A 19,675-nucleotide genomic window follows, 5' to 3' on the forward strand; every position below is an offset into this window, starting at 1 on the left:
CCTTTGCATGTTTGGTGTCGTGCCTGTGGAAAGCCGGGGCGGCCCGGCGGGTCCGCTAATTGAAAGCGGAGAAGCCGGTGATCTCCCGGCCAATGAGAAGCGACTGGATGGAGTCTGTGCCCTCGTAGGTGGAGACGACCTCCATGTCGGTCATGTGCCTGGCTACGTGGTTCCCCAGCAGCACGCCGTTGCCGCCGAGCATGTCCCGCGCCTCTGAACAGATCCAGCGGGCTTTCCGGGCGGTCTGCATCTTGGCCAGCGAAGCCATGGGCCCGGTCATCCGGCCGTCCTCGGCAAGCACAGCCAGCCGGAAGCACATGAGCTGCATGGCCGTCAGCTCGGCGAGCATATTGGCCAGCTTGTTCTGCACCAGCTGGAAACTGCCGATCGGTTTCCCGAACTGCTGGCGGGTCTTCGCGTAGTCCACGGCGATCTCGTATGCGGCCATCGCGTGGCCGTAGGACTCCCAGGATGCACCGCTTCGCGTGGAGGTCAGCACCCGGGTGACATCCTTGAACGAGTGGCATTCGGTGAGTCGGTTGGCCGCCGGGACCCGGAGGTTGTCGAGGGTGATATCCGGCTGGAGGATCGCCCGCTTGCCGATCTTGCCGGTAATGACTTCGGTGGAATATCCGTCAGGAAAGCTGCCGTCCTCGTTACGCTCCATCACGAACGCCTTGACCTTGGCATCCGCTTCGTCGCGGGCGAAAATGATGACGACGTCGGCCATGCTGGCATTGCCGATCCAGCGCTTGCGCCCACTGATGATGTAGCTGTCCCCATCCCGGCGCGCGCTGGTTTCGAGCGCCACCGAATCAGAGCCGTGCTCGGGTTCGGTCAAGGCGAAGGCGCCGATTTTGGCCAAGGCAGCCATGTCAGGGAGCCAGCGTTGTTTTTGCTCCTCGCTTCCGAGCATGTTGATGGTTCCCATTGCCAGTCCGGACTGGACGCCGAGGAAAGTGTTGACGGAACCATCGCCGCGGGAGACCTCCGCGGCGACAATCCCGGCGGCAAGCCGGCTCAGCCCGGGACATCCGTAACCCTGAATGGTTGTTCCGATAATGCCGAGCCCGGCAAGTTTGGGAACCAGTTCGAAGGGAAACTCGGCACGTTCCCAATAGCCATTGATGACGGGCAGCAGGTCTTTATCCACGAAGGCGCGGACTTTCAGGCGGAGCGCCCGGTCCTCAGCGCTGAGGAAATCGTCCATGAGGTAAAAGTCGGTGCCGTTCGCGGCGGGTTCCGGTGTCATCGGGTGAGCTCCAGTGGTGTGTGATCGGGAACCTGCTTACGCTGCGGGTCCGTGTTTCCTTGTGAAGGCTGGAAAAGGGTGAGCCAGTGGCGCTCGTGTTCAGCCAAGGGGCGGGACTTGCCGGTGTCCGGATGGACTGAAACCAGCACGGTCCGGCCGTCTACGGCGGTTGCCCCGTGTTGGCTGCCCCTGAATTCCAGACTGAATGAACTCGTGCCGATCCCGGTCACGGTGAGTTCAACCTCCAGGTCTTCCCCGTGGTGGACAGGCCGCCGATAGTTCACTTCGAGGCTGGCCACCACCGTCGGGGTCGCCTCGGCTTGACGTACTCCAGGCATCGAAGACCGCCATTTGATTCTTGACTCCTCCAGGAGCGTGACGACGGCGGCGTGGTTGACGTGCCCGTTGAGGTCCTGGTCGGACCACCGTGGGCAGACGCGGGTCCGGTAGGTTTCAGGCATCGACCAGGGCTTTCCGGTGCAGCAGCCAGTCCCGCACCAGCCCGGAGCTTTCGTTCAATCCAGGCGGCGCGAGTGAGTAGTCCACCGGCGTAAGGGAATATTCGACCGGATGGCGGACGGTCGGTATTTTCCGGGGCCCTTCGCCCGCCATTACTACCGGGTTCAGCCCCAGCTGCTCAGCCAGCTCGACACCGCCGCGGACATCCTGGATCGGAGCGCAGGGCAGCCCCGCCGAGGAGAGCTCACGGAACCATTCGTCGGCTGACTGGGTAGCCAACTGGGCGTGGAGGATGCCCCGCAGCTCATTGCGGTTGGCGTTGCGCTGCAGCGTCGTGGCGAACTTCGGATCCCGGCCGACGCCGGGAATCCCCAGTGCAGCGCAGAGCCGGACGAACTGGGCGTCGTTTCCCGTCGCAATGATGATGGTGCCGTCCCCGGTCTGCATCGGGGCGTATGGATACATGCTGGGATGTTCGTTGCCCATCCTGGTGGGTACCACACCGCCCGTTACGTAGGCCGCAGACTGGTTCACCATGCCCGACAGGGCCGAGGTAAGCAGGTTCAGCTCCACCAGCTGACCCTCGCCGGTCCTGTCCTTGTGGTGTAGCGCCCCAAGGATTCCGATGGCAGCGTGCAGGCCTGTGATGACATCGAACAGGGCGATGCCTGCCCGGTACGGTTGGGTGTCCTGGTCCCCGGTCAGGCTCATCATTCCCGAGGCGGCCTGCACCAACAGGTCATATCCCGGAATGTGTGCGCCGGCTCCGGTACCGAATCCAGTGATGGAAGCATAGATAATGTCCGGATTCAATTCGACCGCGCACGCGTAGTCCAAGCCCAGCCGCGCCATGTTGCCGGGCTTGAAATTCTCGATCATGACGTCGGCGGTGCTGATCAGGGAACGCGCTACGTCCAGGTCCTCCGGATCCTTCAGGTCCAGGGCAATGGAATGTTTGTTTCGGTTGACCGCGAGGAAGAACGTGGCCTCGCCGTCCCGGACCGGGGGCATATAGGTGCGGGTGTCGTCACCTTCAGGCCCCTCCACCTTGATCACTGTGGCGCCCATGTCAGCCAGGAGCATGGTGGCGTATGGGCCGGCCAGCACTCTGCTGAAATCTGCGACCACAATGCCTGCTAGGGGCCCGGCGCTTGCCCGGCCCAGGGCATCAAAGCCGTGGTTATCCTCGCCTCCATCGGGAAGGTCCTGCCTTCTGGAGACCGGCTCGTCGATCGGTTGTGTCATCTGAATCCTCCGCATTGTGTTCTGCATCACCAACCCTTGCAAGTGGACTGATTCACGTCCAATACGTATTTGGTGCCGGACTGATACCTGCCTGTCATCAATATCGGTGCATTTCTTTGGGTATCTTGGGCCTATGGACAATGACGTTTACCCCGGCGGGAGCTGAGCGGGAGTGGAAATACACCAGATCCGGGCCTTCCTCGCCGTGGCTGAGGAACTACACTTCGGCAGGGCCGCCCGCCGGCTCCACATGGCCCAGCCGCCGTTGAGCCGTTCCATTCAACGGCTTGAGCACGAACTGAAGGCGCCCCTGTTTATCCGCAGCACGCGGACGGTTCAGCTGACTGCCGAGGGTCAGGCGCTTGTCGGCCCGGCACGCGAAATACTCGAAGGTTGCCGCCGGGGCCGCCTCGCGGTCGCCTCGGTGGGCCGCGGCGAAACCGGACGCGTGCGGGTCGCCTTTGCCGGGGTTTCCTCCCATGTGATGGTTGGCAAACTCGCGAAGCGTGTCCGGGAAGCGCACCCCGGAATCGACTTTGAGCTGTCCAGCTCCAATTTCGCCCTTCCAGCCATGGACAAGGTCATGGGCGGAGCTATGGAAGTCGGTCTGGGCCGATGGAATTTCATCCCCGCTGTCCTCGACTCGCGGATCGTTGCCAACGAGCGGCTCGTCGTCGCCCTGTATGAGAGCCACCCCCTGAGCGGTCAGGCTTCGCTGCGCATGGCAGACCTCGCGGGGCAGCCTTTCGTCACGTTGCCGGAGCACCCGGGCGCCATCCTCCATGACCACCTTCGGAGGCTCTCCAGCGCCGCGGGATACGTCGTGGAGATTGCCCAGGTGGCGCCGGATTCCCAGACGCTTATGGCGCTGGTGGCAGCCGAGATCGGTGTCGCCCTGACAGTTTCCTCCGTGCCGGAAAACTTCAGCCACCCGGGCGTCGTGTTCCTTCCCCTTGAAGACCCGGCTGACGCCATCCAGCTGCGGCTGGTCTGGCGGAAGGACAATACCAGCCCGGCGCTGCGTGAGGTCCTTCGGCTCTCGGAGGAGGTCCTTCCGTCGCCTGATTGAAGAATTCATTGATGCCGAAGGGGCATAACCGGAACCATTATTAGGTATTGGATCTGGTGGCAATCGGACTGGCACAGTGGTTCAGGTCACCGCGTGGTGCATATCACGCCCGGACCGACGCCAGCCGCCCCTTGACCCGCCAGGAGAACCACTGTGACCGTAACCGCACCCGCACCCGCACCCGCCCTGGTCTTCGACGACGTGCTCAACCTCGACAGCCTCCTGACCCCCTCGGAACTGGAGCTGCGCAGCACTGTCCGTAACTTCGTGGATGAACGGATCCGGCCCAACATCGCCGGCTGGTACGAGGACGCCCGCTTCCCGCTCGAGATTGTTCCCGAGCTCGGGAAGTTGGGAGTCCTCGGGATGCACCTGAAGGGCTACGGATGCCCAGGCCGCAGCGCCGTCGAGTACGGCCTCGCCGCCATGGAGTTGGAAGCCGGCGACTCTGGGCTTCGGACCTTCGTCAGCGTCCAGGGTTCCCTGGCCATGAGTGCCATTCACAAGTGGGGGTCCGAGGAGCAGCGGAACGAGCACCTGCCCGCAATGGCGCGGGGCGAGAAAATCGGCTGCTTCGGACTCACCGAGCCGACGGCCGGCTCCGATCCTTCCAGTATGGCGACATTTGCGGCGCGTGACGGAGACGGCGGTTGGGTCATTAGCGGGGCAAAGCGCTGGATCGGGCTTGCCTCCGTGGCCCAAATTGCGGTCATCTGGGCCAACACCGCTGAGGGTATCCGCGGGTTCATCGTGCCGACGGACACCCCTGGCTTCACCGCGACGCCCATTGACTCGAAGCTGTCCATGCGCGCCTCAATCCAATGTGACATCGCGCTGGATGGGGTGCGCGTGCCGTCCTCTGCACTCCTGCCCGGTGCCCGCGGGCTCAGCGGCCCGTTCTCGTGCCTCAATGAAGCCCGCTACGGAATCATCTGGGGTGCGATGGGCGCCGCGAGGGACTCGTATGAAACCGCTCTCGCCTATGCCCAGGAGCGGCTCCAGTTCGGCCAGCCCCTCGCCGGTTACCAGCTCACACAAGAAAAGCTGGTGAATATGCTGCTGGAAATCCACAAGGGAACGCTGCTGGCGCTTCATACAGGGCGTCTGAAGGACGCCGGGACGCTGGAACCGGTGCAGATCTCCGTAGGAAAGCTGAACAACGTCCGTGAGGCCATTGCCATCTGCCGTGAGGCACGCACCATCCTTGGCGGAAACGGAATCACCTTGGACTTCTCGCCGTTGCGGCACGCGAACAACCTTGAATCAGTGCGAACGTATGAGGGTACGGACGAGGTCCATACACTGATCCTGGGCCAGCGGATCACGGGCATTTCAGCGTTCCGTCAGGGGTGATGTCCTTCCGCGCGGACGTGCGGCCGCCGGTACTGTCGGTCCGGCGGTCAGAGCCGAAGCGCAGGTGGATTGGTTTCTGCCCGGGCGTCCCGGAGATCTACCAGCCGATTTTCTTCAGCAATGGGGCCTTCAGCAGCATGGTCACTGGGGCCGATGTTGAAGGCGATCCGCGCCACAAGCAGCAGCCTGATGATCGCGCCAATGCCCAGGTCGATCTTCGCCGGGCCAAAGAAATGCACGGCGAGGGGATCACGACGAACCCAAGGCTGCCCGCACTGGCCGCTGCGCAGCAGCCGAAGTCACTGCGCAGCAGCCGAAGTCACAATGTCAGACCCCCGTGACAGAGTTTGGCTATGGAGACAACAGCGGTAGTCGGAGTGGGAGGCACGGCGGGATTGGCCGCTGCCATCACGTCCCTCGCCGGGCTGGCTGACGAGCTTGCCGCCATACTGCCCTGTTCGCCGGACGCCCCGGCCTCGGACGCCCGCAACGCTGGTGCGGATCCATTGCGTGAGCTTTCCGAGTCATGCCTGGACGGGCTGGGCATTGTGGCCCGGATGGAAGCCGCCACAGCGGCGGCAAAAGTCCAGTTGCTGGCCACCTACGCGAAGGCGGCAGACGCGCTGGAGGCGCCGGCGCAAACTGCGTATGAGTCAACAGCCCGCGAAATCAGCCAGGTGACGGAGGTTGCCTGCGTTCTCACCATTGGGGAACGTGCCGCGTCCGCACTGTTGGGTGAGGCACACGCGCTGACCACGTCCTTGCCGGCGGCGCTGGATGCGTTGCAGGCCGGCAAAATTTCCTGGCAGCACGCGAGGATCATCGTCGATGAAACCACTGGGCTGGACACTGCCGCCGCCGCTGCGCTGGAGGCTCACTTCCTGGACCCCGAGGCCCCCAACGCGGCCAGGGGTGCCGCGGCGGGGGAGTTGGTACCGGCCCGCTTCCGGCGGAAGGTACGTGCCTGGCGGGAACGCCATCATCCTGAGTCCCTCGAGATCAGGCATGCGAAGTCGGTAGAAGATCGGCGGATGGAATACTCCCCGGACCGCAACGGGATGGCTTGGATCTCGCTGCATATGGCCGCGGACAAGGCCTGTGCCATCTGGAACAAGACAACCGCCTTGGCGCGCGGCCTGCAGGGCCCGAATGAGCCGCGGACCCTCACACAGATCAAGGCGGATGTAGCGGCAGAGCGGCTGTTGGGGAATTCCAGCCACTCCTTCGGGGCAGGGCCGTCCCTCAAAGCGGACGTGCTGGTCACGGTCCCGGTCTTTTCCGCCCTCGGCGCCACGGAGGAGCCCGCGGAGCTTGATGGTTACGGGCCCATCCCTGCATCGATGGCGCGCAAGCTTGTCGCGGAAGGTGCCGGCTCGTTCTACCGCGTGCTGGTGGACCCACGCGACGGCGCGCCGCTCGAAATCGGCCGCACCAGCTACCGGCTCCCGGAATCGCTGAAGCGGTGGTTGCGGATGCGCGATGGAAAATGCACCTTCCCCGGCTGCAGCAACCCCAGCCAGGACAACGAAGCGGACCATCTCAACGCCTGGGAGCACGGCGGAAGCACCGGGATCCATAATTTGGGTCAGCTGTGCCCCAAACACCATAGACTCAAACATCGAACAGGCTGGACGCCCGCACCGGCCACCAAAAACGAGCCGCCCGGCTGGATCTCACCCACGGGCCGCACATACAACGCCGAACAACCGGACAGGGAACCGACAATGTGGCCCCCGGGCTGCCTGCCGGAAGAAACAAGCCCACTGGAGGCAATCGTGGACTTCCTTATTGCCTCATAGAGTGCCGCTCCGTGCCGCTCCGTGCCGCTCCCTGCTGCCTCATGGCGAAGCGGCAGCGGAGTTTGTTCCCTGCCGTTTACCGCCCAGCAACCACCAAGCCGCACACCGTTTCAGCACGCCGACCAGTCTTTTCACGCACCCTTTGCGCCCGGCACACCCCCACCGGGCGGACAATCCCCGAGGTACCAGGAGTACTCCGTGTTCGTGAAAAGCACCCTCGCAGTTGCCACCCTTCTTGCGTCCCTGGCCGGGACGGCAGCAGTCCCTGCCTCGGCCCAGGCTGAAGCACCCAAGCCCGCGCCGGTCGTCGTCGGCCAGCCCCTCGCCGGGACGCATGCCCACAACGACTACGAGCATGACCGCCCGCTGTTCGAGGCACTGGAACACGGCTTCACCAGCGTCGAAGCGGACGTCTGGCTGGTGGACGGCGAACTCCGCGTGGCCCACGACCTCGCCGATGCCAAGCAGGGCGTCACCCTCGAAAGCCTCTACCTCGATCCGCTGGAGGATCTGGTCCGCAGCCAGCCCGGCCACAGCGTCTACCCCCAGTGGAACGGCAGCCTGCAGCTCCTGATCGACATCAAGAGCGAGGGTGAGTCAACGTACGCCGCCATCGAGCAGGAACTGTCCGAGCACCGCGACATCATGAGCCGCTACACGAACGGCAACGTCAAGACCGGTCCCGTCACTGCCGTCATCAGTGGCAACCGTCCGCTGGCCACCATGCAGGCGCAGGACAAGCGCTTCAGCTTCTTCGACGGACGCGCCAGCGACCTCACGTCCGGGATGCCCGCCAGCCTGATGCCGCTGGTCAGCAACAACTGGACCAAGCTCTTCACCTGGCAGGGCGTCGGCCCCATGCCGGAGCTGGAGCGGGCCAAGCTGCACGCCTACGTTGAGACCGCACACACCAACGGCTACCGCGTCCGCTTCTGGGCCACCCCGGACCAGCCCGGCGCCGCCCGCGACGCCGTCTGGACCGAACTCGCCGACGCCGGAGTGGACCACATCAACACCGACGACCTCGCCGGCCTCCAGCAGTTCCTCACCGCCCGCGGCGCCTAATCCCCCGGAAAGACCATCCCCATGCCTTCAAAGACAGTGAAGATCACGACGGCGGCACTCACCCTGGCGTTCGGCCTCCTTGCGTCCCAGCCCGCCTTCGCGGAAACCGCCGCAGACGTCACACGCGACGGCACCAGCGACAGCAGCCAGGCCTTCACCTTCGCCGCCATCGGCGACATCCCCTACGGTGCAGCCGAGATCGCCAAGTTCCCGTCCCGCATCCAGGACCTGAACGCGGACAAGGACCTGAAGTTTGTAGCACACGTGGGCGATATCAAGAACGGCTCCTCCGTCTGCTCCGACGAGTACTTCTCCTACATCCGCACCCAGTTCGACACCTTCGCGCACCCGCTGGTCTACACGCCCGGTGACAACGAATGGGTGGACTGCCACCGGACCAACAACGGCGCCTACAACCCGCTGGAGCGGCTGGACAAGCTGCGGGAGATCTTCTTCAACGCACCCGGCAAGACGCTCGGCGCCACGATGCCCGTCAAGAGCCAGGAAAGCCTGGGGCTGCCCGAGGATGTGCGCTTCGACAAGAACCGGGTGGCCTTCTCCGTGCTGAACGTCCAGGGCAGCAACAACTCCCTCCTGCCGTGGACCGGCCTGGGCAAAACCACTGCCACCCCGGAGCAGCTTGCCGAGGTGAAGCACCGCACGGAGGCCGTGATCGCCCAGATCCGCCAGACCTTCGCGGACGCCCGCCGCAGCAATGACCGCGCGGTGGTCCTCATGCAGCAGGCGGACATGTTCGATCCGTCGCTGCTCGAGGCAGCCACCGCCAACCCGGACACCGTTTCGGGCTTCCGCGGGATCGTCCAGGCCATCGTCGAGGAGACCAACAGTTTTGACGCTCCAGTCTACCTCATCAACGGCGACAGCCACGTCTTTGCCGCGAACCAACCCCTCGCGGCGGGCTCGCCCTGGCTGGGCATCTACGGCTCGGACGCCGCGGACAACTTGCAGCGCATCACCGTGGACGGCGCCAGCAACGCCGTGGACTACGTCCGCTTCACAGTGGCGGGCAACAGCGCCAAGGGCGCCGACATCCTGAGCTGGGAAAAGGTCCCCTTCAGCCAGTAGGCGCCAAACGGAAGCGGACGACGGCGGGCGCCCACCCGCCGTCGTCCGCTTTCTGTTTGGCGGGAGACTAGAACTCCGTGGTGCCGCGCATCTTGCGGGGGCGGCCGTCCGGGTCGATCACAAGCCGGTTGAGGCGATCGGCCCAGAGGCGCTGGAGCGGCGTGACTGGCTTTGGCCGATGGTGCCGCACCTGGCCCATGGGCCGGGGCGAACCGTCGTTGGCGTCGTGCCAGTGGTCCAGCGCGTCGGCGGCGGCATCAAACAGGCGGAGCCCGTTCCGCGGGTCGCGGAGCTGGGGATCATCCTGGTCCAGGCCCAAGTGTTCTGCCCAGAGTTGGAGCCGGAGCGCGTAGGGCAGCGGGCGGGAAGCCTGCTGACCGTCGTCTGCAACGGAAGGCACCCTGACAGCAGCAGCGGTATCGACCACCGCGCAGGTCAGTTCGCTGTCCGCGGTCCAGGACCGGCGGTTGAAGTTGTCGGACCCGATGGTAAACCACACGTCATCGATGATGCAGATCTTGGCGTGGACGTAGATCGGCGTCCCGGCCTTGTTTTCCAGGTTGAAGACACCGAACCTGTCCGGGGCAACGCTGCGCATCTTCTGGATGGCGCTTATTTGCCCGAGCCGCTTGGGTGGTCCTCCGAGCGGACCGTCGGAGTCCGGGTAGCGGGGTACCACCACGATCACGTTCAATTCCGGGTTCTGTTCGAGGGCCGCGGCGATTCCGCCGGCAACCTCGGCCGACCACAGGTACTGGTCCTCGATGTAGATCAGCGAGCGGGCCTGGGCGAAGGCCTTCGTGTAGGCCCGGGCAATGCTCCGCTCACCGCCGGGGGCGAACGGGAACGGCGGATGCTTCACGCCGTACGTGCGCAGCAGTTGCACGGCGTGGGGGCCTGCCGGCGGCGGTGGCGGCGCCGTTTCGGGCAAGGGCTTGGGGTGCCGGGGCATGTCCGCCAGGCGCTGCAGCAGCATCCGGTATGGCGTCCGCCGGTCCAAGGGATGGGGGTCGTTCCACCTCTCGGCGAACAACTCCAGCACATCTGCCACGACCGGGCCGCGAAGCTCAAGGGCGGCGTCGTGCCATGGAGGCCGTTTCCCGTACCGGGGGTCCATGTCCACCGCCTGCGGGTCCCCCTCGTGGTTGGCGTCGTCACGGCGGCTGTGGGAGAGGTCGATCCCGCCCACGAACGCGACATCCTTCGAAGCGTCGTCGCGGCGGCGGATGACCACCAGTTTCTGGTGGTGGCAGCCGAAGAGGCGGACCCGCTGATCCAACAGCACCTCACCGCCGGCGTCATTGATCTGCTTGCTGAGGTGCTCGTTGGCCAGGCCACTCATGGGTGCGGAGATGCGCTCTCCATGGGATCTCCACACCAGGCCGCGCACTTCCACTCCGGCCCGGGCCAACTGCGCCAACAACCCACCGATGGTCGGCCCGTCCTCCGTAAGCCGCTCGTCGCCGTCGCCACGCCAGTCGGTGAACCACACCCGGTCTCCGGCGTTCAGGGCCGACAGCTCCTCCTGCAGCCGGGCGAAATACGTGGCCCCATGAATGAGGGGCCGCACGAGGTTGCCCTCAGACCAGGATTGGGATCCCGCGCCGCCGGCATGGACGCCGGTGGCCGCGTTGCCCCGCTCGGCGCCGCTCAAGAACCAGTCACCAGCAGTACTGTCCACTCGATGTTCCCTTCGAGGCCCGGGGCCGCCCTCAGTGTCCGGCCTACCCAGTAGCCTACGGGGACGGTCAATGTCTTCAGGTGCCCGTCTGTGGAACGGACGACGCCGGGCGCCCACCCGCCGTCGTCCGCCCGGCAATTCCGGGGGTCTGGACAGAGGTAGCCGCCGGATTTATCGTGCAAAGGTGGCGGCTGCCTGACTGGCAGGATGGCCAGTGCTGCCGGTCCGATCCGCGGCCGTCCGTCATGGAGGAGGAAGCAGATGGCACACGTTGAAGAGGTCGAAGAGACCGTCGAAGTCGCAGTCCCGGTGCGGACCGCGTACAACCAGTGGACCCAGTTCGAATCCTTTCCGCAGTTCATGTCCGGAGTGGAATCGATAACCCAGCTGACGGACACCACCAACCACTGGGTGACCAACGTAGGTGGCGTCAGGCGGGAGTTCGACACCGAGATTGTGGACCAGGCGCCTGATGACCGGATCGCGTGGCGCAGCATCGACGGCAAGTCCCACGCCGGGATCATCAGGTTCACACCAGTGGATGCCGGCCACACGAAGGTCAAGGTCCATTTCGAGTGGGCGCCGGAAACCGCCACTGAAAAGGCCGGCGCGGCGTTGAAGATCGACGAGATGCAGGTCAAGGCAGACATGCGGAAGTTCAAGGACTTCATCGAATCCCGCGGCACGGAGACCGGCGGCTGGCGTGGGGAAGTGTAGGCGTGGTGAAGTCTAGGACAGCGGGACTGCCCCGGACAGGCCACTAGGCCAGGCGCAGCTCCATGAACACACTGTTGGGATCCAGAATGTAATCGGCGAACGGCGGGCACTCAGTGAAGCCGTGCCGGGTATACAGGCGCCGCGCGGGAGCGAAGTAGTCCTCGGTGCCGGCCTCCAGGCAGACGCGTTCAAGGCCCCGGGCCTGGGCGTCGTCGAGGATGTGCCGGAGCATCCGAGTGGCTACGCCGCGTCCCCGCGCGCCTGAAGCGGTGCGCATCGACTTGATCTCGCCATAAGGGGCCGCCCCACCCGGCGCATCAAGGAGCTTGAGCGCACCGCACCCCAGCAGCTCCCCGTCCTCGCGCGCCGTCCAGAACATGATCGACGGCGCGGACAGCGCTGAGTGGTCCAGGGCGTGGACGCTTTCCGCGGGCGAGGTGGCGAACATGTCTGCCAGGTGCTCGCTCAGGAGCTGGTGCACATCGGCGCGCGCGGGATCGTCCCGGTCAATGGAAATCATCGGCATTAATGTACCCGCTCCCCGAGGTGCGGCGGGATCAGCTGTCCAGGAGTCCGCCGCTGGCCCAGCGGCGGACGGCCTGCTTCTCTGCGGCGTCGAACTCCAGCAGTGCCACGCGGCAGAGTTCTTCCACGTTGTGGGTCCACGCTGCCGCTAACTCCTGCGCCGTCGCCTGGTCGGTGAGCTGGAAGTTGGCGTAGGCAAGGCCCTGCAGGACAAAGCTGACGGCACTTCGCGAAACCGGGTGCCCGGCGTTGACGCAATCGTCCCGCACCTGACGGGACAGTTCAGTCCGGCTGAGGGGCGGTTGCTCCCGCAGCCGTTCCGCCATGGCCTCGAAGATCTGACGGAACTGGGCCGCGGAAAGCGCCGGCACGTCCGTCACCCGGGTGACCCGCTCCTCGACCCCCTGCTGGACCTCGGCGGGAACGGGAACGTCTTGGAATGAGAACCGCTTCGAGTCCCAGACCCAGCCGCCCTGTGCCGCCGAATACTCAACGTTCTTGCCGATCTGGGATACCCACGTCCCAAACTTTCCGAATCCGCCCCAGTCCGTCTTCAACGAAGGGTCGGCAGTGAGCGCCCTGTGCGCGACCATCGCACCCACCACCGGGCCAGGGGCGGACCGGATGAACTCTGCCACCTCGCGGACAGCGGGGGACAAGGTTCTTGCCTTCGTTATCGCTGCCGCAGCGGCCTCCGGCTGTTTCCCGGAAGCAACAGCATGCACCGGTTCGGCCGTGGTGCCGTTGAGGATCGCCACGAAGTCATGCGACTCCACCACGTGGTCCGCCATTTCCCGGTAGGCAAAGGCGACTGCGCCGGCAGCGATGACGGTGGTCATGCGGTCGGCTGCGCGGAAGCGCTGGATCAGCGACGTGAAGTCGGCATCGGCCGAGGCGATGAAGAACTCCTCGATGCCGCCGCTTCCGGAGAGGGCATCCATCGCGTCGAGCACCAGGTTGATATCCGTGCTGCTCTTTCCACGTTGCGTCAGGGACGGACAATCGATCACCCGGAAGCCGGCACGGGTCCAATACGTGCGGTACTTCGAGTACACCATCGGGTTCAGGTAGCAGTTGCGGATCAGGAAGCGCCGCGCCCCCTCGCCGGATCCGCTGCCGGACAGCGCGTCCGCCCAGTATTTGGGGTCCTCCGCGAACCGCTTTGCCGCCTGCGGGTCCAGTGCCTGCAGGCCTGTGAAGACATTGTCGAAATCGACAAACATCGCGGCACGGATGCCGGGCCGGCGCGAAGGTGTGAGTGCCGCGTTCATTGGGCCAGTGTGCCAGCAACGCCGGCTACGGGCGACCACAACATGGAGCGACACGCAAAGGGACGCAGTACGACGGCGGGCGCCCACCCGCCGTCGTCCGCTCCCTACTCCTGACGCACAAGGGCGAGCCCTGCCTTCTGCGCGCGATGGAAGCTGGCGTCAATGTGGACCACCTCCCGGCCGGCGCGCTGCAGCAGGCTCGCGGCCACGGCGGAGCGGTAGCCGGAGCCGCAGTGCACCCACAGCCGGCCGGCGGGCACCTCGCCCATGCGCCGGAGCAGCTCATGGAGCGGGATGTTCACCGCGTCTTGGAGGTGGGACTCCTCGAACTCGTCGGTGCGGCGGACGTCCAGGACGGGGTCCTCCTTGGGCCGCCCCAGCACTTCCGTCCAGCCGACGCTCTCGTAGGAAGAGGTGGCGGCCCCGGGAGCCAGTTCGGCAGGCCCGGCACCGGTGGCGGCATCAGGGTTGTCGATGCCGATACGGGACAAGTCACGGATGGCGTCCTCCACGTCCTGCCGCTCTCCCACGAGAGTCAGTTTCTCGTTCCACGGCAGGACCCATCCCAGGAAAGCGGTGAACTGGGTGCCGTCGCCATACTCGAAGCTGACGCTGCCGCTGAGGTGGTTGCCGGCGAACGCGATGCGGTTCCTCAGGTCCACCACCCACTCGCCCCGCTCCAGCCGGGCGGCGAGCTCATTCCCGTCCAGGGAACCGGGCAGCTCCAGGTCCGGTGGGGTAGGTCCTGCCAGGTTGATCGGGGCCATGTGCGCGTAATAGGAGGGGTAGGCCGTGAGATTGTGGATCAACTCGCGGACGAAGTGCTCCTCATCGGGGTCCGTGAGGGCGTGGTTCTCAGCCAGCTGCTCGCCGATCGTGGAGGACTCCGCCCCGCTGGCCGGCCCCGACGAGCAGAAGGAACCGAACCCGTGCGTCGGGTAGAGCCCGGCATTGCTGGCCGCTTCCTCCACCAGCCGTCGAACCGAGGCGTACTGGTGGTGGGTGAGCGGCACGGTGTCCTCCTCGCTGACCAGGTCCGTGCGGCCCACCGAGCCGTACAGCAGGCTGCCCCCGGAGAATACGGCCTGCCGGTCGCCGTCCGAGACGATGTAGGAAAGGTGGTGGTGGGTGTGCCCCGGGGTTGCCACCGCTTTGAGGACCATCCGCCCCACGGGCAAAGTGTCCCCGTCAGAGATGGGCTGTCGCTCATATGGCACGTCGTCCTCCGCGCTGACCAGGTAGGTGGCGTTGTGGTCCCGGGCCAGCTGCAGCCCGCCGGTGACGTAGTCGTTGTGGATGTGCGTTTCCGCCACGTGCGTGATCCTCACGCCGGCGTCGGCGATGGCCTTCTCCACCCGGTCTGTGTCCCGCTGCGGGTCGATGACCACGCCCACCTCGCCATCGTGGACAAGATACGTGCGGTCGCCCAGCTGCGGCGTTTCGATGGTGACGACTTCCATGCCCGGTTCCTCCTTGAATGGGTGCCTGACCGTCACGTTACCGCCGCCGATTGGTGGCCGGTACCCCTCGCGCCGCCCTTCACAACCCACGCGGACGACGGCGGATGCGCACCCGCCGTCGTCTGCGCGCCGTTGAAAGGACGCGCAAACATCGGGCTTGACGCGCAGTTTCCGCCCGAGGACACTCTGTTCCACAGGGTGCTGGGAGACGCAGGACGAAGGAATCTTCCTAGGAGGAGCAGTGGACAGCACACCCGGACAACTCGATACCGCCGACCTGGACGACCGCGTCCGTTCAATGTACGAACAGGTGGCAAACTTTCCGCACCAGGAGTTCCATTTCGAAACCGGGCGGCTTCTCGCCGAGCGTCTTGGCTACCCCGCCGAGGATCTGGACCGGATTCCCGCGGCCGCAATTGAGTCATTCGCCGGCGTGGGCTACTTCCACGACCTGGCCGCACTCCGTCCCGGCGAACACGTCCTTGACCTGGGCAGCGGCTCGGGAACGGACACCTTCCTTGCTGCACTGGCTGTTGGCCCGTCCGGCTCCGTGACCGGCGTCGACATGACCCCTGCACAAGTGGAGAAGGCGCGCAGGGTGGGAAGCGGATTCTCCAACGTCGCCTTCCGAACCGGTCGAATAGAGGAACCTGCCGTCCCGGACGGGTGGGCGGATTGTGTGATCTCCAACGGAGTGATCAACCTGGTCCCCGACAAACACCTGGTCTTCGAAACCGCCGCCCGCGCACTTCGGCCGGGCGGCCGCCTCGCCATTGCCGACATCGTCTCCGAGGTCCAGTTGCCGGACAACGTCACATGCGATGCCTCGCTGTGGGCGGCCTGCATTGGAGGGGCCATACAGCAGGACCGGTTTCTTGCAGCACTGGAGACGGCAGGGCTGCATGTCCAGACGGTCCGGCCCAACCACTCGTACAGGTTCCTTTCCAGCCGGGCAGTGAAGGCCACCTCGAAGTACGGGGTGGTCAGCATCAGCATTGAAGCAAGGCGCGCCTGAACCTCGCGGCTCCGCGCGCTCAGTAGTGGTGGCACTCCACCACCCAAACGGCCCTGACCGTGCGCTTACCCTGCGCTCTTGTCGATGACGCAGAACCGGTTGCCGTCCGGGTCGGCGAGGACCACGAAGTCGGGGTCCTCCGGGTAGAGGTCCCAGTCGACGAGCTTGGCGCCGAGCGAGACGAGCCGCTCCACCTCGGCGGTCTGATCGTCCGCGTACAGGTCCAGGTGGATCCGCGGGTGGTCCTGCACCGGGGTTTCGCTCAGCATGAGTGACAGGTGGGCTCCAGGTCCCGACGCCGGCGCAAGGGTCACCCACGTTTCGTCGCCCGGTTCCCGCGGAACATAGCCAAGGGCGGCGTTCCAGAAGTTGGTGGCGGCGGCGACGTCGTTGACGCCGAGGACGATCGTTCCGATGGTCAGCATCCGCCCAGCCTAACCCCGCCACTGCGGCCCGGCTAGGCCCGCATGGGACCGTTCAAGGCAGTACCGGGCCGGGGAAATCCACGGCCGGTTGATATGTCGGAAATTTCCGACATATACTGCCTGTGTGCTCCCCGATATCTTTGCCGCGGTCTCCAATCCCGCGCGGCGGACCATTCTGGACGAGCTCCGGCAAGGACCACGGACGGCGGGGGAGCTGACCGGCCTGCTGGATCTTAGCCGTCCTGCGGCGTCCGAACACCTGGCCGTGCTCCGCGGGGCGGGGCTGGTCCGGGAGGAGCGGCAGGGCAGGAACCGGGTGTACCACCTCCAGCCCGCAGGCCTCGCCGAGATCGGCGGCTGGGTGAAGCACTTCGAGCACTACTGGAACCAGCGGCTGGATGCCCTGGCAGAACTTCTGGACGAGGAGAAACCGACATGACCGAGAACGCCATCCGGCTTGAACGCCGCTTCCCGCACCCCGCCCCGGCAGTATGGGCCGCACTGACCACGCCGGAACTGCTGGCCCGCTGGTGGGCACCCGGCGACATCGCCCCCGCCGTCGGCCACCGCTTCACCATGGACATGGGCGCCTGGGGCCAACAGCAGTGCGAAGTCCTCACCGTCGAACCCGGCACCTCCATCAGCTTCCTCTTCTCCGAGGGCATGCTGGACACCACCATCACCTGGCGGCTGGAGCCGGTGGACGGCGGCACCATCCTTCACCACGAACACGCCGGCTTCCGCCTGGACACCCCCATGGGGCGGCAGGCCATCGAGGGGATGGGCAACGGCTGGCCCGGCCTCCTGACGCGCATTGACGGGGTCCTCGCCGGAGTCTCCTGACGCCTCAGCTGGCAGATCAAAGCAATTTTCGGGCCGCGGACTGCCACGAGCTGCCATCTCGCGCAAGGGTGCCTATCGGCTGCGCTCGCCGCCCGCCAACGGGATGACCTGGGCCTGCGCGTCCGGTCCGAGGACCACCAGGACGTGCCGCGCGCCGTCCAGCGCGGCAGCATCCACCGCCGCCGCCACGCGCCGGACGACGTCCGCCGCAGCCGGGGCCGCTGCCCCGGGCGAGGGCCCACCAGGTGCCGTCCCGCCGCCGTCCGCCCGCCACCAGGCCGTCACCTTGGCACCGCCGACCGCCTCGGCGACGCCCCTCACCAGTGCCTCGGACTCCGCAATAGTCGACGGACGAGCGCAGACCAGCGTCAGGCGCTCGATCACCCGTCTGCCCCCGGGGGACTCTGCTGCCAGCAGCGCCCGGTCGTGCCGCCACAGGGCAAAGTGGTATCCGGCAACGAGCCCGGCGGCCACCAGCAGCCCCAGCGGCGCCCGGATCCGGTCGATGACGCTGCCGCCGGAGACGTCGCCCAGCAGGAACTCGAAGAGCCGGTAGCCGATCACCAGCAGCGAAATGAGCGCCACCACCGCACTGACGCCAAAGAATGCCACCAGGTACACACGCCGGCCGGGCGGAATCTCGGCGGCGGTCCGCGGCTGGTGCCGGGGCTTCCAAGCCAGCCACCACACCGGGCCGCCGACCACCAGGGAACTGATGCCGCCGAGTAGCAGGGTGCGGGTGGCGGTGCCGGCCAGCGGGGACACCGCGGCGGCCAACAGTGCGTTGACCACCACGCCCACCCCGGACGCGGCGGCCGCCAGTGCGACGGCGGAGGTCACCAGGAGGCTGGCGCGCCGCGTCCTGGTGGAACGGGAGGCGGATTCACTGCGGTGGTAGCGCCACACCAGGGCGCCGATCAGCGCCGACGCAATGGCCGGGGCCAGGGGCTCCAGCAGCAGGTTGTCCGGATCGCTCCGGTCAAAGGCGAGCCGCAGGAGCACGAACAGCACCACGCCCAGGCCGCCCAGGGCCGCGGCGCCGGCAACGAAGATGCCCACGGCGATCATGGCGGCGTCCACCAACCCCGTCTGGAAACGCCGGCCGCCTTCACGGAACCAGTGCCACCACCAGACCACGGCTCCGCCGGCCGCCCACACCACTGACCGCAGTACCGGGTACCACCACGGCTCCACGGCTGCGGTCAGCGGGAAGCCCCGGATGGCGACGTCGAGCAGGGCGCTGAGGGCGGCAATCCCTGCGCCGGCGCCAAGCAGCAGGCCAAAGACGGACCCGACGACGGCACGCACGTCCTCCAGGTGGGTCGACGGTTTCGCGGGGTGCTTCCACATCCACCGGTGCCACAGCCAGATGCCTGCCCAGACCAGTCCGTTGGCCAGGGGCGACTCCCATGCTGCTTTCTGGGTGGCGATAAAGGACGAGGCGAGATTCAGGAAGGAAGTAGTGAAGAGGATCAGTGAGAATGCGTACATCCCGGTCAGGTAGAAGCCCCACCCGGCGGCCGTCCGCTCCGATTCGTCGTCCAACCGGCGCCAGACAAACCACCAGAGCAGGAGTGCCAGCGGGCCGCCGATCAGGGTGAAGGCCAAGGACAGTGCGAGCCCGGCCACGCCACCGGACACCAGGACGGAGGCGGACGTGAACAGCCGCTCCAACAGCCCGCTGAGGCCGGTGGCCGCGATGACCACCAGGGCGAACAACAGGACATACAGGATCAGGCGGCGCAGGGACGCCAAGGTTCCGCCGGCGGGCGCAGCCGGGGGAGTGGTGGCTACGGGCGATGTCATTGCTTCACCGGGATTCCCGTGCAGGACATCAGTGGGTAGGGCACTTGGTCGACCATCCATTTTCCATTCACCTTGGTGAGGGAGAAGGCGTCCTCCGACTCATACTCCGACGAACCGAAGGGGCCGCCCGGGGACGTCTGGACCAGCGAGACTCTCACTGTGGCGGTATCAGTGCGCTCCGTCGTCGAAATCAGCACCACCCGCGTGGGCCGTGGCGCCCCCGGGTAGGAACCGTGGCACATGGATCGCGCGGCGTCGGTGAGGTAGGACTCTGCGGTGGCAGTATCGCCGTCGATCACCGCGGCGCTGTACCGCTGCACCACACCCGCCGGGCTGGCTGCATCCAGCGGGGCCGGTCCGCCGCGGGAGAAGACGACCGCGAGCGCCACCACCACCAGCACAACTACGACGCCGACAATCGCCAGCAGGATCCGGTCCGGTTTTCGCACTGCGTGGTCGTCCATGCCGCAAGTATGCGCTGGTCGGGGGTGATTGGGCCTGTGCCTTTCGGCCCGTTTCTCCCTTGGGTGCGTACTCCGTCCGTTCCCGGACTTCTGGGCAAGTTTCTTCGCATCCCCCAACTATGTTGCTTCTGTTGCAACTA

Annotated in this window: 20 protein-coding genes; 10 read left to right on the top strand and 10 right to left on the bottom strand. The window is 66.0% G+C overall.

Features of this window, described 5'->3' with window-relative positions:
- Positions 1 to 55: 55 nt before the first annotated feature.
- From AC3IMC_RS01505 to AC3IMC_RS01515, 3 genes are read right to left on the bottom strand one after another with little or no spacing between them, the layout of a single operon-like run.
- Positions 56 to 1,252 (bottom strand): acyl-CoA dehydrogenase family protein, encoded by a 1,197-nt coding sequence (locus tag AC3IMC_RS01505; protein WP_490916661.1) that lies wholly within the window; start codon positions 1,250 to 1,252, stop codon positions 56 to 58.
- Positions 1,249 to 1,713 carry an acyl-CoA thioesterase gene (locus tag AC3IMC_RS01510; RefSeq protein ID WP_490916662.1) on the bottom strand — a complete coding sequence of 155 codons (465 nt, stop codon included), beginning with the start codon at positions 1,711 to 1,713 and terminating at the stop codon, positions 1,249 to 1,251. The genes AC3IMC_RS01505 and AC3IMC_RS01510 overlap by 4 nt, the downstream gene beginning before the upstream one ends.
- Positions 1,706 to 2,956 (bottom strand): CaiB/BaiF CoA transferase family protein, encoded by a 1,251-nt coding sequence (locus AC3IMC_RS01515; RefSeq protein ID WP_490916663.1) that lies wholly within the window; start codon positions 2,954 to 2,956, stop codon positions 1,706 to 1,708. Before AC3IMC_RS01515 ends, AC3IMC_RS01510 begins: the two co-directional genes overlap by 8 nt.
- Before the next feature lie 172 nt (positions 2,957 to 3,128).
- Here AC3IMC_RS01515 and AC3IMC_RS01520 point away from each other — a divergent pair, with 172 nt between their 5' ends.
- From AC3IMC_RS01520 to AC3IMC_RS01545, 6 genes are all read left to right on the top strand, one after another.
- Positions 3,129 to 4,025 carry a LysR substrate-binding domain-containing protein gene (locus tag AC3IMC_RS01520; protein WP_490916664.1) on the top strand — a complete coding sequence of 299 codons (897 nt, stop codon included), beginning with the start codon at positions 3,129 to 3,131 and terminating at the stop codon, positions 4,023 to 4,025.
- A 153-nt stretch (positions 4,026 to 4,178) separates the two neighbouring features.
- Positions 4,179 to 5,378, top strand: a complete 1,200-nt coding sequence (locus tag AC3IMC_RS01525) for an acyl-CoA dehydrogenase family protein (RefSeq protein WP_490916665.1) — start codon at positions 4,179 to 4,181, stop codon at positions 5,376 to 5,378.
- A complete protein-coding gene (locus tag AC3IMC_RS01530; RefSeq protein WP_490916666.1) occupies positions 5,378 to 5,719 on the top strand; it encodes a hypothetical protein in 342 nt (113 codons plus the stop codon). Before AC3IMC_RS01525 ends, AC3IMC_RS01530 begins: the two co-directional genes overlap by 1 nt.
- Before the next feature lie 12 nt (positions 5,720 to 5,731).
- Complete coding sequence (locus AC3IMC_RS01535) at positions 5,732 to 7,177, top strand: HNH endonuclease signature motif containing protein (protein ID WP_490916667.1); 1,446 nt, start codon at positions 5,732 to 5,734, stop codon at positions 7,175 to 7,177.
- 198 nt (positions 7,178 to 7,375) lie between these two features.
- On the top strand, positions 7,376 to 8,242 hold the full coding sequence (locus tag AC3IMC_RS01540; RefSeq protein WP_490916668.1) for a phosphatidylinositol-specific phospholipase C/glycerophosphodiester phosphodiesterase family protein: 867 nt from the start codon (positions 7,376 to 7,378) through the stop codon (positions 8,240 to 8,242).
- 21 nt (positions 8,243 to 8,263) lie between these two features.
- Positions 8,264 to 9,328 carry a hypothetical protein gene (locus AC3IMC_RS01545; RefSeq protein ID WP_490916670.1) on the top strand — a complete coding sequence of 355 codons (1,065 nt, stop codon included), beginning with the start codon at positions 8,264 to 8,266 and terminating at the stop codon, positions 9,326 to 9,328.
- 67 nt (positions 9,329 to 9,395) lie between these two features.
- On the opposite strand, the gene AC3IMC_RS01550 is transcribed toward AC3IMC_RS01545, so the two are convergent.
- A complete protein-coding gene (locus AC3IMC_RS01550) occupies positions 9,396 to 11,009 on the bottom strand; it encodes a phospholipase D family protein (RefSeq protein WP_490916671.1) in 1,614 nt (537 codons plus the stop codon).
- A gap of 261 nt (positions 11,010 to 11,270) precedes the next feature.
- Here AC3IMC_RS01550 and AC3IMC_RS01555 point away from each other — a divergent pair, with 261 nt between their 5' ends.
- Positions 11,271 to 11,726 (top strand): SRPBCC family protein, encoded by a 456-nt coding sequence (locus AC3IMC_RS01555; RefSeq protein ID WP_490916672.1) that lies wholly within the window; start codon positions 11,271 to 11,273, stop codon positions 11,724 to 11,726.
- Positions 11,727 to 11,769: 43 nt separating this feature from the next.
- Here AC3IMC_RS01555 and AC3IMC_RS01560 read toward each other — a convergent pair whose 3' ends face one another.
- The 3 genes from AC3IMC_RS01560 to AC3IMC_RS01570 all read right to left on the bottom strand — a co-directional run bounded on the left by AC3IMC_RS01560 (position 11,770) and on the right by AC3IMC_RS01570 (position 14,982).
- Positions 11,770 to 12,246, bottom strand: a complete 477-nt coding sequence (locus AC3IMC_RS01560) for a GNAT family N-acetyltransferase (RefSeq protein WP_490916673.1) — start codon at positions 12,244 to 12,246, stop codon at positions 11,770 to 11,772.
- Between the two features lie 37 nt (positions 12,247 to 12,283).
- The gene (locus AC3IMC_RS01565; protein ID WP_490916674.1) at positions 12,284 to 13,522 is read right to left on the bottom strand and encodes an NYN domain-containing protein; all 1,239 of its coding nucleotides are present in this window, start codon (positions 13,520 to 13,522) and stop codon (positions 12,284 to 12,286) included.
- Between the two features lie 104 nt (positions 13,523 to 13,626).
- On the bottom strand, positions 13,627 to 14,982 hold the full coding sequence (locus AC3IMC_RS01570; protein ID WP_490916676.1) for an MBL fold metallo-hydrolase: 1,356 nt from the start codon (positions 14,980 to 14,982) through the stop codon (positions 13,627 to 13,629).
- Between the two features lie 241 nt (positions 14,983 to 15,223).
- Here AC3IMC_RS01570 and AC3IMC_RS01575 point away from each other — a divergent pair, with 241 nt between their 5' ends.
- Positions 15,224 to 15,997, top strand: a complete 774-nt coding sequence (locus tag AC3IMC_RS01575; RefSeq protein WP_490916677.1) for a methyltransferase domain-containing protein — start codon at positions 15,224 to 15,226, stop codon at positions 15,995 to 15,997.
- Positions 15,998 to 16,062: 65 nt separating this feature from the next.
- On the opposite strand, the gene AC3IMC_RS01580 is transcribed toward AC3IMC_RS01575, so the two are convergent.
- Positions 16,063 to 16,422, bottom strand: a complete 360-nt coding sequence (locus tag AC3IMC_RS01580; protein ID WP_490916678.1) for a VOC family protein — start codon at positions 16,420 to 16,422, stop codon at positions 16,063 to 16,065.
- 124 nt (positions 16,423 to 16,546) lie between these two features.
- On the opposite strand from AC3IMC_RS01580, the gene AC3IMC_RS01585 reads away from it, so the two are divergent.
- Both AC3IMC_RS01585 and AC3IMC_RS01590 read left to right on the top strand, forming a co-directional pair.
- Positions 16,547 to 16,861 carry an ArsR/SmtB family transcription factor gene (locus AC3IMC_RS01585; protein WP_490916679.1) on the top strand — a complete coding sequence of 105 codons (315 nt, stop codon included), beginning with the start codon at positions 16,547 to 16,549 and terminating at the stop codon, positions 16,859 to 16,861.
- Positions 16,858 to 17,265 carry an SRPBCC family protein gene (locus tag AC3IMC_RS01590; RefSeq protein WP_490916680.1) on the top strand — a complete coding sequence of 136 codons (408 nt, stop codon included), beginning with the start codon at positions 16,858 to 16,860 and terminating at the stop codon, positions 17,263 to 17,265. Before AC3IMC_RS01585 ends, AC3IMC_RS01590 begins: the two co-directional genes overlap by 4 nt.
- A gap of 72 nt (positions 17,266 to 17,337) precedes the next feature.
- Here AC3IMC_RS01590 and AC3IMC_RS01595 read toward each other — a convergent pair whose 3' ends face one another.
- The gene (locus AC3IMC_RS01595) at positions 17,338 to 19,071 is read right to left on the bottom strand and encodes a DUF5671 domain-containing protein (RefSeq protein ID WP_490916681.1); all 1,734 of its coding nucleotides are present in this window, start codon (positions 19,069 to 19,071) and stop codon (positions 17,338 to 17,340) included.
- Positions 19,068 to 19,535 carry an LpqB family beta-propeller domain-containing protein gene (locus AC3IMC_RS01600; RefSeq protein ID WP_490916682.1) on the bottom strand — a complete coding sequence of 156 codons (468 nt, stop codon included), beginning with the start codon at positions 19,533 to 19,535 and terminating at the stop codon, positions 19,068 to 19,070. Before AC3IMC_RS01600 ends, AC3IMC_RS01595 begins: the two co-directional genes overlap by 4 nt.
- Positions 19,536 to 19,675 lie beyond the last annotated feature (140 nt).

It is taken from the genome of Arthrobacter sp. E70, from assembly GCF_058266945.1.

Bases quoted from the DNA above. Each gene is read 5' to 3' on its own strand.
- AC3IMC_RS01505 (WP_490916661.1), bottom strand. From the start codon at position 1,252: ATGACACCGGAACCCGCCGCGAACGGCACCGACTTTTACCTCATGGAC.
- AC3IMC_RS01510 (WP_490916662.1), bottom strand. From the start codon at position 1,713: ATGCCTGAAACCTACCGGACCCGCGTCTGCCCACGGTGGTCCGACCAG.
- AC3IMC_RS01515 (WP_490916663.1), bottom strand. From the start codon at position 2,956: ATGACACAACCGATCGACGAGCCGGTCTCCAGAAGGCAGGACCTTCCC.
- AC3IMC_RS01530 (WP_490916666.1), top strand. From the start codon at position 5,378: ATGTCCTTCCGCGCGGACGTGCGGCCGCCGGTACTGTCGGTCCGGCGG.
- AC3IMC_RS01535 (WP_490916667.1), top strand. From the start codon at position 5,732: ATGGAGACAACAGCGGTAGTCGGAGTGGGAGGCACGGCGGGATTGGCC.
- AC3IMC_RS01545 (WP_490916670.1), top strand. From the start codon at position 8,264: ATGCCTTCAAAGACAGTGAAGATCACGACGGCGGCACTCACCCTGGCG.
- AC3IMC_RS01555 (WP_490916672.1), top strand. From the start codon at position 11,271: ATGGCACACGTTGAAGAGGTCGAAGAGACCGTCGAAGTCGCAGTCCCG.
- AC3IMC_RS01560 (WP_490916673.1), bottom strand. From the start codon at position 12,246: ATGATTTCCATTGACCGGGACGATCCCGCGCGCGCCGATGTGCACCAG.
- AC3IMC_RS01565 (WP_490916674.1), bottom strand. From the start codon at position 13,522: ATGAACGCGGCACTCACACCTTCGCGCCGGCCCGGCATCCGTGCCGCG.
- AC3IMC_RS01570 (WP_490916676.1), bottom strand. From the start codon at position 14,982: ATGGAAGTCGTCACCATCGAAACGCCGCAGCTGGGCGACCGCACGTAT.
- AC3IMC_RS01580 (WP_490916678.1), bottom strand. From the start codon at position 16,422: ATGCTGACCATCGGAACGATCGTCCTCGGCGTCAACGACGTCGCCGCC.
- AC3IMC_RS01590 (WP_490916680.1), top strand. From the start codon at position 16,858: ATGACCGAGAACGCCATCCGGCTTGAACGCCGCTTCCCGCACCCCGCC.
- AC3IMC_RS01595 (WP_490916681.1), bottom strand. From the start codon at position 19,071: ATGACATCGCCCGTAGCCACCACTCCCCCGGCTGCGCCCGCCGGCGGA.
- AC3IMC_RS01600 (WP_490916682.1), bottom strand. From the start codon at position 19,535: ATGGACGACCACGCAGTGCGAAAACCGGACCGGATCCTGCTGGCGATT.